General features: G+C 44.2%; 15 protein-coding genes, 1 pseudogene and 2 riboswitches. Of the genes and pseudogenes, 11 read left to right on the plus strand and 5 right to left on the minus strand.

Annotation, left to right across the window (positions count from 1 at the left end; all coding sequences use genetic code 11):
* Window positions 1-3: 3 nt before the first annotated feature.
* Window positions 4-87: riboswitch (cyclic di-GMP riboswitch) on the minus strand.
* A gap of 268 nt (window positions 88-355) precedes the next feature.
* From CB4_RS05225 to CB4_RS05240, 4 genes are all read left to right on the plus strand, one after another.
* A complete protein-coding gene (locus tag CB4_RS05225) occupies window positions 356-1,939 on the plus strand; it encodes a sensor domain-containing diguanylate cyclase (RefSeq protein WP_096463877.1) in 1,584 nt (527 codons plus the stop codon).
* A gap of 22 nt (window positions 1,940-1,961) precedes the next feature.
* A complete protein-coding gene (locus CB4_RS05230; protein WP_096463878.1) occupies window positions 1,962-2,372 on the plus strand; it encodes a universal stress protein in 411 nt (136 codons plus the stop codon).
* Between the two features lie 15 nt (window positions 2,373-2,387).
* Window positions 2,388-2,573 carry a hypothetical protein gene (locus CB4_RS05235; protein ID WP_096463879.1) on the plus strand — a complete coding sequence of 62 codons (186 nt, stop codon included), beginning with the start codon at window positions 2,388-2,390 and terminating at the stop codon, window positions 2,571-2,573.
* A 129-nt stretch (window positions 2,574-2,702) separates the two neighbouring features.
* Window positions 2,703-3,065: a YmaF family protein gene (locus CB4_RS05240; protein WP_096463880.1), complete on the plus strand. Its 363-nt coding sequence runs from the start codon at window positions 2,703-2,705 to the stop codon at window positions 3,063-3,065.
* A gap of 18 nt (window positions 3,066-3,083) precedes the next feature.
* On the opposite strand, the gene CB4_RS05245 is transcribed toward CB4_RS05240, so the two are convergent.
* Complete coding sequence (locus CB4_RS05245) at window positions 3,084-4,085, minus strand: metallophosphoesterase family protein (protein WP_096463881.1); 1,002 nt, start codon at window positions 4,083-4,085, stop codon at window positions 3,084-3,086.
* Between the two features lie 261 nt (window positions 4,086-4,346).
* Between CB4_RS05245 and CB4_RS05250 the strand changes: the two are divergent.
* Window positions 4,347-4,967 (plus strand): annotated as a pseudogene (locus CB4_RS05250) (superoxide dismutase); the annotation flags it as partial.
* Between the two features lie 88 nt (window positions 4,968-5,055).
* On the opposite strand, the gene CB4_RS05255 reads toward CB4_RS05250, so the two are convergent.
* From CB4_RS05255 to CB4_RS05265, 3 genes are all read right to left on the minus strand, one after another.
* Window positions 5,056-5,313 carry a hypothetical protein gene (locus CB4_RS05255; RefSeq protein ID WP_373681385.1) on the minus strand — a complete coding sequence of 86 codons (258 nt, stop codon included), beginning with the start codon at window positions 5,311-5,313 and terminating at the stop codon, window positions 5,056-5,058.
* A gap of 29 nt (window positions 5,314-5,342) precedes the next feature.
* A complete protein-coding gene (locus tag CB4_RS05260) occupies window positions 5,343-5,522 on the minus strand; it encodes a hypothetical protein (RefSeq protein WP_096463884.1) in 180 nt (59 codons plus the stop codon).
* 91 nt (window positions 5,523-5,613) lie between these two features.
* Window positions 5,614-6,612 carry an NAD(P)/FAD-dependent oxidoreductase gene (locus CB4_RS05265; RefSeq protein WP_096463885.1) on the minus strand — a complete coding sequence of 333 codons (999 nt, stop codon included), beginning with the start codon at window positions 6,610-6,612 and terminating at the stop codon, window positions 5,614-5,616.
* Window positions 6,613-6,955: 343 nt separating this feature from the next.
* On the opposite strand from CB4_RS05265, the gene CB4_RS05270 reads away from it, so the two are divergent.
* The 3 genes from CB4_RS05270 (at window position 6,956) to CB4_RS05280 (ending at window position 9,178) form a co-directional block, all read left to right on the plus strand.
* The gene (locus CB4_RS05270; protein WP_096463886.1) at window positions 6,956-8,149 is read left to right on the plus strand and encodes an NAD(P)/FAD-dependent oxidoreductase; all 1,194 of its coding nucleotides are present in this window, start codon (window positions 6,956-6,958) and stop codon (window positions 8,147-8,149) included.
* Window positions 8,150-8,161: 12 nt separating this feature from the next.
* On the plus strand, window positions 8,162-8,416 hold the full coding sequence (locus CB4_RS05275) for a hypothetical protein (protein WP_096463887.1): 255 nt from the start codon (window positions 8,162-8,164) through the stop codon (window positions 8,414-8,416).
* Between the two features lie 105 nt (window positions 8,417-8,521).
* The gene (locus tag CB4_RS05280; RefSeq protein ID WP_231956151.1) at window positions 8,522-9,178 is read left to right on the plus strand and encodes a 3D domain-containing protein; all 657 of its coding nucleotides are present in this window, start codon (window positions 8,522-8,524) and stop codon (window positions 9,176-9,178) included.
* Window positions 9,179-9,214: 36 nt separating this feature from the next.
* On the opposite strand, the gene CB4_RS05285 is transcribed toward CB4_RS05280, so the two are convergent.
* Window positions 9,215-9,697 carry a divergent PAP2 family protein gene (locus CB4_RS05285; protein WP_096463888.1) on the minus strand — a complete coding sequence of 161 codons (483 nt, stop codon included), beginning with the start codon at window positions 9,695-9,697 and terminating at the stop codon, window positions 9,215-9,217.
* A gap of 95 nt (window positions 9,698-9,792) precedes the next feature.
* Here CB4_RS05285 and CB4_RS05290 point away from each other — a divergent pair, with 95 nt between their 5' ends.
* From CB4_RS05290 to CB4_RS05300, 3 genes are all read left to right on the plus strand, one after another.
* Window positions 9,793-11,292, plus strand: coding sequence for a leucyl aminopeptidase (locus CB4_RS05290; protein WP_096463889.1), 1,500 nt, complete (start codon window positions 9,793-9,795; stop codon window positions 11,290-11,292).
* Window positions 11,293-11,399: 107 nt separating this feature from the next.
* Window positions 11,400-11,501: riboswitch (purine riboswitch) on the plus strand.
* A gap of 120 nt (window positions 11,502-11,621) precedes the next feature.
* Window positions 11,622-12,209: a xanthine phosphoribosyltransferase gene (locus CB4_RS05295; protein WP_096463890.1), complete on the plus strand. Its 588-nt coding sequence runs from the start codon at window positions 11,622-11,624 to the stop codon at window positions 12,207-12,209.
* 99 nt (window positions 12,210-12,308) lie between these two features.
* Window positions 12,309-13,592, plus strand: a complete 1,284-nt coding sequence (locus CB4_RS05300; protein WP_231956240.1) for a nucleobase:cation symporter-2 family protein — start codon at window positions 12,309-12,311, stop codon at window positions 13,590-13,592.
* The last annotated feature ends 105 nt before the right edge of the window (window positions 13,593-13,697 follow it).

The raw sequence follows: 13,697 nt of genomic DNA on the forward strand, positions 1-13,697 counted from the left end.
TACAAAGAAGATGGTCGGTTGCACTATTGACTCTTATTCATCCAAGTGCCCATAGTACAGATGAATATTCATTGTCTCCACTTTTTTGTTATACTAATGATATAGTAAATTATTACTAGGTAATATTACATTTTTAATACTTAAAAATCAAGGGAAATTTATCCATAAGCTGAACAGTCACTTCGTGATTTTACAAATAATAGAATATATACTTGCTAATAGTATGTGGTGTGATACAATACTTTAAAAATTGAATATATTTACCAGATTAGAATGATTATTTAGAATTTTGTGTTAATTTTGCGCTATAGTTTGATAGGACAATATTACTGAATCAAGAATAGGAGAAATTATAATGAAAAAAATGAAATTGTCTTTGCGACATTTAATTATATTTGTCGCCCTTTTGTCGTGTGTTTTGACTCTCGTTAGTAGTTTGTGGAGTGGCTATCATACTGATAAACAAACGCTGATTGCAAATAATTTAGAAACCAATCGTGTATATGCTCAAAAGCTTGCCGAAACAACAGATATATTTTTTAAAGCTACTCTTCAAACTTTACGATTCAGTTCCATGGATATTGCTTCTTTTATGCAAAACGATGAACAGAAGCTTCTTCATGAGGCGAACCGTTTAAAAGAGCAAACCAATACGTTTAATTCTGTCGTCATCACAGACGCAAAAGGAAAAATTTTAGCTACATCTCCACAATCTTTACAATTAAAAGATAAAATGTTAGCATCCCCTGGTGGGAAGCAAGCGTTAAAAGAGAAAAAACCATTAATATCCAAACCATACACTGCTATTACCGGCCGACTCGTTATCTTTATTTCACATCCTATTTTTGATAAAAAAGGAAACTACCTTGGATTAGTAGGTGGAACCCTGTATTTAAAGGAAAAGAATATATTAAACACTCTGTTAGGTGAACATTTTTATCAAGATGGTTCCTATGTATATGTAGTCGATGGAGATGGACGCGTAGTTTATCATCAAAATCCTCAGAGAGTCAATGATGTTGTAGTAGAAAACCCTGTTGTTCAAAAGATTATGCAGGGAAAAAGTGGAGCGGAACAGGTTATCAATACGAAAAAACAAGACATGCTAGCTGGATATTCGTATATTCCGATTGCTGACTGGGGAATCGTTGCTCAACGTCCAGTGGATCAGGCGTTGGCACCTGCTACAGAAATGCTTAACGAAATGGTACAACAATCACTTCCTTTCTTACTTGTATCCCTACTTGTTATATGGTGGATTTCAAGGAGAATTGCACAACCCTTACATCAACTCGCGCATTATACTGAAAACAGTACTGAAAATAGTCAAGAAAAACACATAGAAAACGTGATGGCGTGGTACTATGAAGCAATTCAACTAAAAAAATCACTTCTTCATAGCCTGGTCTTTCTCCATAATAGGGTTAACTATTTTATGTATCAATCGACAACAGATCCACTAACAAAGCTTACGAATCGTCGGACGATGGATGAAAAAATGAAGAATTGGGTAGAAAACGATGTCCCTTTTTCGTTAATTTTATTAGATATAGATCGCTTCAAGAGGGTGAATGATACATATGGGCACTCTATCGGAGATGAGGTTTTAAAATTTTTAGCCTGTCAGATGAACGAAGTTTCACGAGAAAGTGATATATGCTGTCGCTTTGGGGGAGAAGAGTTTGTCATTTTGCTCCCTCATACTGAGAAAATGGAAGCTTTTAAGGTAGCTGAACGATTACGTATGAACATGGAATCGAGTACTAGCCCATGTGGTGAGACTGTGACCATTTCGGCTGGAGTTTCTTCTTACCCTGATTGTACATCCGAAATTACGAAAGTAATCGAACAAGCAGATGAATGTTTATACGAAGCTAAAAATAGCGGACGGAATCGCACGATCGTTTTTGAGCATAGCCATAAGGTTTTACAATGTTAGTCTTATCAAGGGAGAATAGGTAATGAAGATTTTAATTGCAGTTGATGAGTCTCTATTCACAAAAAAATCATTTGAGTTTATTACTACGAATTCTTTTAAAGATATTGAGGAACTACATCTTGTTCATGTTATTCCAGATTATGGACATGTTGTTGATGTATATCCTGAAATAAAACATAAACTAATAGAGCAGGCGACTGAGTTATTAGAAAAAAATTTGGGCTATATAAATGATATGGAAGTAATAAAAATACCCGAAATTTTACAAGGGGAATCGATTGCACAATGTCTTTGTCAGTATTGTGATACTCATGAAATAGACCTTGTTCTTATAGGTTGTCGAGGATTATCGGATTACGATTCGTTGTCATTAGGTAGTGTAAGTCATAATCTAGTTAATCAATCCAAGATATCGGTGCTTATTGTTAAATAGAGGGGGGAGGAGGAAATGATGAAAAAGAAAATGTGCTGTTTTTGTTTGCAGATATCTCTAGGTTTTGAAGGCGGAGAATGGATATGTCCCTCTTGTGGAAAAGATATTACACCGCTAGCATTTGTAGAAGAGAATCAAGAATTTACTAGCGAGTATATTCAGTCCATTATGGTATACAAAGAAAAAGTTTACAGTGAATGAAAAGGTGCTGCAAGCAGGAGGGAGAACCTTCTGCTTGCAGCACCTTTTTTGTGTCTTTGCCATCCAAGCCAAAATAAAAAACAAACATACAGTGATATAAGAATTTATTCAAAGGAGGAGTATGTCATAATGAAGAAAGTGTTTAAAGTAAACAGAAAATCTACAGGTAAAACAAATCAAAGGCGAGCACAGCGGCATACACACGAATTCCTAGGAAGTTTAAAGTTGGCAGAAATGGGGATTGACAGACATAATCATCGTTTTGCAGGCGTTACAGGTCAAGCCATTCCAAGAGGACGGAGCCACGTTCACGTTATATCTACGAATACAGACTTTTTCGGCCACTTTCACCAAGTGAAAATCGTTACGGGCCCTGCTATTCCTATCGGGAATGGTAAACACATACACTTTGTTAAAGGGCAAACCACATTGGTTGATGGCCACCTTCATAGATTTGCCTTTGCTACGTTAATTGAAAATCCGCTTACTTGATTAGATAAGATTGCATTTTTATTGGAGAATCGGAACCGTAAACTGCGCTCCAGGAATCCACTGCTTCTTCGTAAAACTCCGTCCTTTAATCTCCACTTTGTTGGTATACACATTCACAACAAGTCCTTCACTTGCTTCCCCTTTCACCGGAGTTCCGCCTCCGGGTTGTCCATTGTCGGTCCATGGCTGTGCCACTGAGCTTGTATTAACCATCGTAAAATTATCCTGTACAAACGTTTGTGGCAGCTTCAGCTCCCAGTGCGTGTGTCCGGTAAATAGGATTGCTTCCGGGAAGCGGTTCAGAATATCTTTCAGTGCTTCATGCTGCACAACGGCCCGATTGTTTGTACAGCACGTATGCGTCCCTGACACGGTATATGGAAGCGGCTGATGCAAAAAGACAAAAATCGGTTTTCCTGTTTGTGAGGCTTTTACAAGCGTTTGTTCCAGCCAGTCCAGTTGTTTTTTTGACAAATACGCGTCTTCTAAGTTGCCAGGGTTAGACTGGCGATATTGCTCGGAACCAAGGAAAACAAACGTATAACCTTTTATCACCTTGGCATGGTATACGCTTTTTTCTCCTGTTAGAGATAAGAAGCGTGCGATGGAAGCACGTTCGGTTTCTCCGTTTGGGAAAGTAGCAGCAGACCGTGCTCGATTCTTGTTGTGCCAGGCTTTAAAAAATTCATGGTTGCCGATTGTGTAGTATACACGGGGTGGATGCGGATTGCTTTGAAGTGTTTCTTTGAGCTTCTGGTAATCCGCTGGTTCCCCGTCTGTTAAGTCGCCGTTTATAATAAGTGCATCTGCCGCTGGACTTGCGCTGTGCAGATCTTGTAGGGCTGCGGCGAATTTTTGCAGACTTTTTGGCTGGGGAGCTTGAATATGAATATCGCTAATGACCGGAAAGCTGAGAACGGGCTTTCCGGTATTTTGCGCATGGCTTGAGACGGTTGGAATGACAAGGGTGCTGGCAGTAAGCAGTGCAGTAAGCAGTGCAGTAAGCAGAGTCTTATTCACAGTGGAATCTCCTTTTTATATAGTGTTTCGATAAGGCTGGGAATTATTTATCGCGACAAATCCGTATAAAATCACCAAGCCGGACGCATACTACGGGCTGTGCCCGGTAGCTGGATTGGGGCCAGTTTACATACGGAGGATTGATTTATGAAAAAACTTCTTTATACGACAGTTTTCGGAACGATGCTTGTATGCAGTTCAGCATACGCAGCCAGTCATAACGAACAGGTAGCTGCTCCGACAGGGGAGATGAGCAGTATGCAGATGGTGCCGATTGGCGAGCATAAACTGCCACCGCTTCCTTATGCCTATAACGCGTTGGAACCATATATTGATGAGCAAACAATGCGCCTGCATCATGACATTCACCACAAGGCGTATGTGGATGGCCTCAATAAGGCGGAAAAAGAAATGCAGAAGGCACGTGAGACCGGCGACTACGCACTTATTAAGCATTGGGAGCGCGAAGCGGCTTTTAATGGCTCCGGGCACTATTTGCATACAATTTTCTGGCAGAATATGAAGCCTGCGGGCGGCGGAGAAGCATACGGCCCGATAGCCAGTGAAATTAAAACATCATTTGGCAGCTTTGATAAGTTCAAGGCGCAATTCTCAGCGGCAGCAGAAAAAGTGGAAGGGTCCGGCTGGGCGATGCTTGTTTGGAGTCCACAGGCGGGACGTCTGGAAATTTTGCAGGCCGAGAAACACCAAAACTTAACCCAGCAAGGTGTCATTCCTTTGCTTGTTCTTGATGTATGGGAACATGCTTACTACTTGAAATATCAAAACAAGCGTGCTGATTATATAAAAGCCTGGTGGAATGTAGTGAACTGGGATGATGTCAATACGCGCTATGTACAGGCTAAAGGAGTTAAGGAATAAGGAAAAGCCGCAGTTCCGTACAAGTTTTATACACGGTTTATCGACAGATTACACGTGTATAAACACATACGGAGTGCGGCTTTTTATTTTAGAGATGAGAAGAATGCATTTCTGGAACGGCCATTGTTTTTTGCAGCCCACAGTGTGGGCAGCTAGAGATGTGCATGCATTCATGATGCAGTTGATCGAGGTATCCGTTCGTCATGGACACGTCTCCCCATTCGTTATACGGACTGTACGGACCGTAGAGCGCCTCGAGTTTTCCTGCGTCTTCCATTCGATGTCCACAGGAAGGGCAATGCGCATCGAGATGAGAAAAACCGTTGCAAATGGGACACATGGACAACTCAATTCCTCCTTTCTACATCAAAACGACTAATTGCGCCGGTTTAGCAGGTCGGCATACAAGGCATAACTGGCTAGAACACCAAAGGAAAGAACAGCCGCAAGCAGACCAGCTGTGCTACCACTTCCAAAGTATAGCAGGAGGGGAATCCCAACTGTTACAACAATGATGAGTAATTTGTAGACCGCAGAAATCGCAGTGCGTGTCATGTAATCACATCCTTTTTTCTTAAGGTCCCTCCAGGCTCTCCTTTTATGCGAAACAAAAAATCCCGCCTGAAAAAGGGCGGGATAAGGGATGCTACAGCTTCATGCTAGAGCTGTGAGCCGGCTGCACACGTGCTTCCGGGTCCATATATGATTTCGCATTGTTCACGGCAGTCGGAGCTTCTCCGAAACCGACAGCGATGAGTTTGATTTTGCCTGGATATGTAGCAATGTCACCGGCAGCATAGATGCCCGGGATATTTGTTTCCATGCGGGAATTCACGCTGATGGCCCCCTTCTCGAATTCAAGACCCCAGTTTTTGATTGGGCCAAGAGAGGAGATAAAGCCGAAGTTTACAATGACAGCGTCTACATTTTCGGTAACAAGTTCTTCTGTACTGCTATTGCGAAGGATAACCTTCTCAATTTTATCTGTGCCCTCAAGTGCATGAGGTTCGTATGGAGTGAGCACGTTAACCTTTGAGTTCATTAAATTCTCAACACTGTGCTCGTGGGCACGGAATTTGTCGCGACGGTGTACAATGGTAACTTTTTCTGCGATTGGCTCAAGCATCAGGGCCCAGTCTACAGCAGAATCACCACCGCCGAATATGACCACTTTTTGCCCAGCAAATTTATTCAAATCGTCTACAAAGTAATGCAGGTTCGCCTTTTCAAACTGTTCTGCACCTTCCACTTCCAGTCTACGCGGCTCAAATGCGCCAACGCCAGCTGTAATGATGATGGTGCGGGAGAGGTGTACGCCTTTGTCTGTTGTAATCTCAAAAAGGTCTTCTGCTTTTTTCTCAATATTCATCACTTTTTCTTCAAGGCAGGCTGTTGTTTCAAACTGGTCCATTTGTTCTTTCAGACGGTCGATCAATTCTTGTGCCCGGATTTTAGGAAAGCCAGCTACGTCATAAATGTACTTTTCTGGATAGAGTGCGGATAGTTGTCCGCCGAGTTGTGGCATGCTTTCGATGATCTTGCAACTTGATTGACGCATACCAGCGTAGAATGCAGTGAACAGTCCTGCCGGGCCACCGCCTACGATGGTAATGTCATACACTTTTTCATCTCTTGTAAGATCCATTAACTTGGCACCTCCAGATTATAGAACGTTTGGTAGTTCTTTTCTATTATAGCGGCGAGGTAGTCCACTGAAAAGAGTGTGTATAAAAAATACGAATAATTTGTAGTTGACTAATAATTATCATTCGTCTTACAATCAAAACACAAATAGGTTCTTATTGTGCATATTTTCACTTGCAAAAACGTAGAAACCGATTTATGATAAAAATGTGAACAATTATCGACGATTTACCACTTTAATTCACGCATGTTGCTGACCATAAGGGGCAGTATAGTGAAAAAAAGTACAATGCGCATTCTTTTATGTAATGCCGATAAATTCAGAAGAAAGTGGAAGTGAAAACATGAGTACACCTAAAATTCTCATCCTCGGTGGAGGATACGGCGGCTTAATGACAGCGGTTCGCCTCCAAAAACAATTAAACCACAACGAAGCTGAAGTCACTCTTGTAAACAAACACGATTACCACTACTTTACGACATGGCTTCATGAACCGGCAGCGGGTACAAAAGATCCAGAAAAATGCCGTGTAGATATCGAGTCGATTCTCGATACGAACAAAATTAAATTCGTTAAAGGTACTGTGTCTGAAATCAAGCGCGAACAGAAAACAGCGGTTCTTGATTCTGGTGAGCAGTTAGCATACGACTATCTCGTGATTGGTCTTGGAAGCGAGCCGGAAACATTCGGCATCCAAGGACTTAAAGAACATGCATACAGCATCCGTAGCATCAACAGTGTTCGTGAAATTCGCGAGCATATCGAATATTGCTTCGCAAAATTCAAAAACGAACGCCGTCCAGAATTGCTGACATTCATTGTCGGTGGTGCAGGCTTTACAGGCATTGAGTTCGTAGGCGAATTATCTGACCGCGTACCAGAACTGTGTGCAGAATTCGATATCGAACCGTCTAATGTAAAAATCTACAACATTGAAGCAGCTCCGACTGTATTGCCAGGCTTCGATCCAGACCTCGTGAACTACGCGATGGACGTTCTCGGACGCAAAGGTGTTACGTTCAAAATCAGCACACCGATCAAAGAGTGCACGCCAGAAGGTGTTGTGCTTGCTGACGGTGAAGAAATTAAATCCAGCACAGTTGTATGGACTGGTGGCGTTCGCGGGAATTCCATCATCGAAAACGCAGGTTTCGAAACAATGCGTGGCCGTGTAAAAGTTGACCCATATCTCCATGCTCCAGGTCATGACGATGTATTCATCGTCGGTGACGGTGCACTGATCATCAACGAAGAAATCAACCGTCCATATCCGCCAACTGCACAGATCGCAATCCAGCAAGGTGAAAACCTTGGAGATAATCTGGTAGCACTGGTTCGTGGTGGCAGCGAATTGAAACCATTCGTTCCATCTTTGAAGGGTACAGTAGCATCCCTTGGTAAAAATGAAGCGATTGGTCTCGTAGGCGATAAAAAGATCTATGGCAGCACAGCAGCACTGATGAAAAAAATCATCGATAACCGTTCCCTGTTCCTGCTTGGTGGTCTCCCGCTCGTGATGAAAAAAGTTAAACTGTAGGGGGAACCTGAAGTGAGACATGCGAGTGTACAGGTACGTGCGTTGCTGACAGAAGATGAGCGTGGGCGTTACGAGAAGCTGTTCGAAGTTGGCAAGTTCCTGGAATCGCAAAATCGTCATGACTTAGCGTATACGATCCAGCGGGAGCTTGAGACGTTGATCGAGCCAGCTATTGAGCGCCTGCAGGAAAAAGGCAAACAGCGTGGCAATCGCGATTACCTTGATCCGATTGTCTCCCGTGCGCACAACAATGAAGAGCAATTATAAATAAATCAAAAGGGCTTCGTCATATTGACGAGGTCCTTTTGATTTTTCTCGTATAGTGAAAGCCTCCTCTGGACATGATGAGTAGCAGAGGAGGCTTATAGCTGAATGAACATATTACTAAAAAATGTGAAGGCGTCGCTCTCATATTTACTTATTGCGCTCGTCTGTACGCTGCTTGGTGCATATATGCTATTGAATCAACCGAAGAACTTGCGGCCACAATCGGTACAGGAAATTCCGACAAAACCGGTCGTACAGCAGCCAAAGCAGCCGCAGGCAAAGATGGATAAACCAATCGTTCGAGAACGTTTTCCGCTTGCGACAAAAGGCGAAACGGTAGAGACGCTAGCATTATTGCGTAATTATCCAAAACTGAATGTACTGGCCACTGGCTATTCGCCCGGACCTGAATCAACTGGCAAAACAATTGGGCATCCGGCATATGGTATTACATATTCTGGAGTTAAAGCGCGACGGGACCCTGCATCGGTTTCGACGATTGCAGCGGATTTGTCCATCTTTCCACTGGGGACGATTTTGTACATTCCAGGTTACGGATATGGCATCGTAGCGGATAAAGGTTCTGCGATTAAAGGGCGCAAGATCGATCTGTATTTTGACAGTAAGGAGCAAGTCTACAAGGAATGGGGCAAAAAGCGGACGGATGTGTACGTGATCGAAAAAGGAACAGGTAAAGTAACGGAAGAAGTTATGGCTGAACTCGATCGCAGTGCGGCTCCCGTATTATCAGAGAAAAAATAGCAAAAGGACAGGGCGCCCTGTCCTTTTTGCGTGGAGTCATGCGATCCAAAGCGGGTATAGTACATACGATTGAATGATACCAAGCCATGCTCCGACAATGACTTCACTTGGCTGATGTCCAAGAAGCTCTTTTAGTTTGCGAGCCCGTTCTTGGCGAGGCTTGATCCGCAACGCTTTCATTTCCTCAACAAGTACATTAAAGTCTTCAATTAATGTGTTAAGAACCGCTGCGTGTGTGCCGGCATGCCGTCGAACGCCAGCGGCATCAAACATAATAATGATGGCGAAAACCGTGGAGATCGCAAAATACGTAGAGTTGAAGCCTTCTATAAGCCCTACCGCTGTAGTCAGGGCGGTAACAGCGGCTGAGTGGGAGCTTGGCATACCCCCGGTGCTAAAAATAAGCCGCCAATCCCATCTCCGTGTGTACAGATACGTAATCGGGATTTTAACAAATTGAGCCAGCCCAATCGCTATAAGGGCGGACCAGAGCGGGAAATTACTGAACCATGTTGACATATACATCTTCCTTTCTGCAAAGGACTCCCTCTCTATTGTATACTATATGGAGGAATAACTTCAAAATCTGACATTTATTTTTGGAGGTGGCAAGCATGAAAATTGAAATTCAAACCCAGCAGGCACATACAATCAAGGCAGACTGCCTGATTGTAGGGATCACAGAAGGAATCACTAAATTGCCGGATGTATTGACAGCAGCTGATACAGAACTGGGCGGTGCGCTTGCAGAATTATTTGCGGGCGGTGATGTATGTAGCAAGAAAAAAAGCACGCAGATTATTCACACATTAGGCAAAACAGCTGTCCGTCGCATTATGCTAATCGGGCTTGGGAAAGAGGAAGAGTATTCGTTTGAAGTCATTCGTGAAGCTGCTGCACGCGCTGTGAAGGAAGCGCTCAAAGCCAAGCTTACGACGCTGACGTTTGCATTTGATCTAGCTGTGGGCACACACGAAACTGGACACGCGCTTGTCGAAGGGGCTTTGCTTGCGAACTATCGCATTACGAGCTATCAGCGGGATCATAAGCCAGCTCCGCAGCTTGCAGCTCTAACGATCATCAGTGCAGAAGATGCGGTAGAGCAGGTGAAAGAAGGAGCTCGCATGGGCGAAGCGTTTGCGAACGGGACGAGTCTGGCACGTGATCTTACCAATCTGCCTGGCAATTATTTGACTCCGACCATTCTCGCTAAAAAAGCGTGTGAACTGGCGGAGCGGCATGGTATGGAGATTGAGGTTCTCGATAAGGCGAACATGGAAGTGGAAGGAATGGGAGGGCTGCTTGGCGTCAGCCAGGGATCAGCAGAACCACCTAAACTGATTGTCATTAAATACAAAGGGGCAGGCGATTGGACTGATGTGCTCGGTATCGTTGGCAAAGGTGTTACGTTTGACTCCGGCGGTATCTCCATTAAACCAGCGGCATCAATGGATGAGATGAAAGGCGACATGGGTGGAGCCGCCTCCGTTCTGGGCGTGCTCGATATTCTTGGTACGCTTAAGCCTGCGATTGATGTTGTCGCTGTGATTCCGACAACCGAGAACATGCCAAGCGGTACGGCGCTCAAACCGGGTGATGTGATTACCGCGATGAATGGCAAAACGATCGAAATTTTGAATACAGATGCGGAAGGACGTCTCATTCTCGCAGATGGATTGTCGTATGCCCGTAAAATGGGTGCATCGCGTCTTGTGGATATGGCGACTTTGACAGGAGCTGCACTTGTGGCACTTGGTACGTGCACAACAGCCGCCATCACGAATGACGAAACGCTGATGGAAGAAGTGATGGAGGCAGCAGCCGAGGCGGGTGAGCTACTGTGGCGCTTGCCAACATTTGACCCGTATATGGATTTGATCAAAAGTCAGATTGCTGACTTAAAAAATACCGGCGGTCGTCATGCGGGCACGATTACAGCTGGCTTGTTCTTGCGTGAGTTTGCAGAAGATACGCCATGGGTGCATCTTGATATTGCTGGACCGAGCTGGGCAGCGAAGGCAGACGACTTCACTCCGGCTGGCGGCACAGGTGCAATGGTACGGACAGTGGCAACGCTTGCCCTGCAAATGTCGCAGGAAGATTCCGAAATTTAGTAAATAAAACCGAATGTTCGTTATACTGGAATGGAATAAAGTTCGGATTTTTCGTAATTCCGGGCTTTATTTTTATGTAGAGATTCGTTATAATGACAACATCAATAAACGAAAAATAAATACGAACTCGTATAATCACGGGGATAAGGCCCGTAAGTTTCTACCAGACTACCGTAAATAGTCTGACTACGAGTGAGATCATCGGATACTTGTCCGCTTTTGGCGGCACATCTACGGAGAACAAGTCCGCACGATGGGTTTCACTGTAGGCAGTGAAACCCACTGTGCGGATTTTTTGTTTTTCTGACGAATAGGAGGAATAAGGGAAGATGGAAATGTTAAAGGAGAAAATTCGCCAGGAAGGTCTGGTGCCAAGCGACAACATTTTGAAAGTGGATTCATTTCTGAACCATCAGATTGATCCGGTGTTGATGATGGCGATTGGGGAGGAGTTTGCTCGTCTTTTTGCTGATGCGGGTATTACAAAAATCCTGACAATCGAATCATCGGGAATTGCGGCTGCTCTGACAGCTGGGCTTAAGCTGAATGTATCGCTCGTGTTTGCCCGTAAGAAAAAATCGGTGCTGATGAATGAAGATGTGTATATGACGGATGTACATTCGTTTACAAAAAATGAGACGAATCAAGTTACAGTGCTTAAGAAGTTCCTTCCTGCCGGCGAAACCATTCTGATCATCGATGATTTTCTGGCGAATGGCGAGGCGGCTCTCGGGCTGGCGCACCTGGTGGAACAGGCGGGAAGTACGGTTGCAGGTATTGGCATTGTAATCGAGAAGGCGTTCCAAAATGGGGGTGCCCGTCTGAGAGAAAAAGGCTTCCGTGTGGAGTCTCTGGCGCGTATTGCGTCACTGACAGCGGGGGAAGTTACATTTGTAGAAGAGTGCGTACAAGCATAGCGGCTAACAGGAAGTATTTATTTTTAGGAGGAGTAAGCTGTGGGGAATAAGTTAGGAGTTGCAAAAATTGGCACGCTAGGATTCCAGCATGTACTGGCTATGTATGCAGGTGCTGTTGTCGTTCCGTTAATCGTCGGACCGGCGATTGGGATGACACAGGAACAGCTCGCCTATTTGATTTCCATTGACCTGTTCACATGTGGTCTCGCGTCATTGTTTCAAGTATGGGGCGGCAAGTATTTCGGCGTGAAGCTCCCGATTCTTATGGGCTGTGCGTTCCAGGCAGTAGGGCCGATGATTGCGATCGGAAATTCGCCAGGGCCAGGACAAGGAATTACAGCCATATATGGAGCCATTATTGCCGCCGGTATTGTCGTGATGATTCTAGCGCAATTTATGCATAAAATTATTAAGTTCTTCCCGCCTGTTGTAACAGGCTCGGTTGTCGTGATTATCGGTACATCTTTGATTGGTGCGGCGATGGGCAATATTGTCGGTCAGCCGAATAAACCGGGTTTTGCAAGTCTTACGAACTTGTGGTTGGCTGGCATTACGCTCTTATCCATTGTTCTTATGAATCGTTTCTTTAGCGGATATATGAAATCCATTTCGGTTCTGCTCTCGCTTGTAATCGGTACGGCAGTTGCATGGTTTATGGGATTAGTGGATTTTGCTGTTGTGGGCAAAGCTTCCTGGTTCCATATGGTTGAACCGTTCCGTTTCGGCATGCCGACTTTTCATCTCACGGCCATTCTGAGCATGGTTCTTGTTGGGATTGTAAGCATGATCGAGTCGACAGGTGTTTTCTTCGCTTTGTCTGAAGTATGTGAGAAGAAAATTGATGGGAATGACATCAAACGAGGCCTGCGTGCAGAAGGTTTGGCCCAGGTAATTGGCGGTATTTTTCAGGCATTCCCGTATACAACGTATTCGCAAAACGTAGGTCTTGTTGCGATGACAGGTGTGAAAACACGTAAAGTGGTAGTAGCAGCATGTCTCATCATTATGGCACTCGGCCTGCTCCCAAAAGTAGCGGCCATTACAACGATTATTCCGAATCCGGTACTGGGTGGTGCTATGATTCCGATGTTTGGCATGGTTATGGCTTCGGGTGTACGCCAGCTATCCCGTGTGAACTTCCAGCGTGTAGAAAACATGCTGATTATTGCAATATCTGTAGGTCTTGGTCTTGGTGTATCCATCGCTCCGAACGTGTTCGCTCACATTCCGGAAAAGTTCCGTCTGATCATGGAAAGCGGCATTGTAACCGGAAGCCTGGCAGCGATTATCCTGAATCTGATTCTGAATGGACTTGGAGATCGTGATCAGAAAGACATGATGGATGTGATTAAAGAGGAACACGTACCGGAAACAGTTTCCTGAATATAAATTCTGATTTCTTGCTTGACACTTTCTTTACCAGTCTCTATAATTGCATATAAATCTAAACAGCTAAAACATTTTGATTTTGTTGACAATTGTACGATC

Source organism: Aneurinibacillus soli (assembly GCF_002355375.1).
In the GTDB taxonomy this organism is placed as follows: Bacteria; Bacillota; Bacilli; order Aneurinibacillales; family Aneurinibacillaceae; genus Aneurinibacillus; species Aneurinibacillus soli.

Bases quoted from the DNA above. Each gene is read 5' to 3' on its own strand.
- CB4_RS05265 (WP_096463885.1), bottom strand. From the start codon at position 6,612: ATGGATCTTACAAGAGATGAAAAAGTGTATGACATTACCATCGTAGGC.
- CB4_RS05235 (WP_096463879.1), top strand. From the start codon at position 2,388: ATGATGAAAAAGAAAATGTGCTGTTTTTGTTTGCAGATATCTCTAGGT.
- CB4_RS05295 (WP_096463890.1), top strand. From the start codon at position 11,622: ATGGAAATGTTAAAGGAGAAAATTCGCCAGGAAGGTCTGGTGCCAAGC.
- CB4_RS05300 (WP_231956240.1), top strand. From the start codon at position 12,309: ATGTATGCAGGTGCTGTTGTCGTTCCGTTAATCGTCGGACCGGCGATT.
- CB4_RS05225 (WP_096463877.1), top strand. From the start codon at position 356: ATGAAAAAAATGAAATTGTCTTTGCGACATTTAATTATATTTGTCGCC.
- CB4_RS05240 (WP_096463880.1), top strand. From the start codon at position 2,703: ATGAAGAAAGTGTTTAAAGTAAACAGAAAATCTACAGGTAAAACAAAT.
- CB4_RS05290 (WP_096463889.1), top strand. From the start codon at position 9,793: ATGAAAATTGAAATTCAAACCCAGCAGGCACATACAATCAAGGCAGAC.
- CB4_RS05230 (WP_096463878.1), top strand. From the start codon at position 1,962: ATGAAGATTTTAATTGCAGTTGATGAGTCTCTATTCACAAAAAAATCA.
- CB4_RS05285 (WP_096463888.1), bottom strand. From the start codon at position 9,697: ATGTCAACATGGTTCAGTAATTTCCCGCTCTGGTCCGCCCTTATAGCG.
- CB4_RS05270 (WP_096463886.1), top strand. From the start codon at position 6,956: ATGAGTACACCTAAAATTCTCATCCTCGGTGGAGGATACGGCGGCTTA.
- CB4_RS05260 (WP_096463884.1), bottom strand. From the start codon at position 5,522: ATGACACGCACTGCGATTTCTGCGGTCTACAAATTACTCATCATTGTT.
- CB4_RS05280 (WP_231956151.1), top strand. From the start codon at position 8,522: ATGAACATATTACTAAAAAATGTGAAGGCGTCGCTCTCATATTTACTT.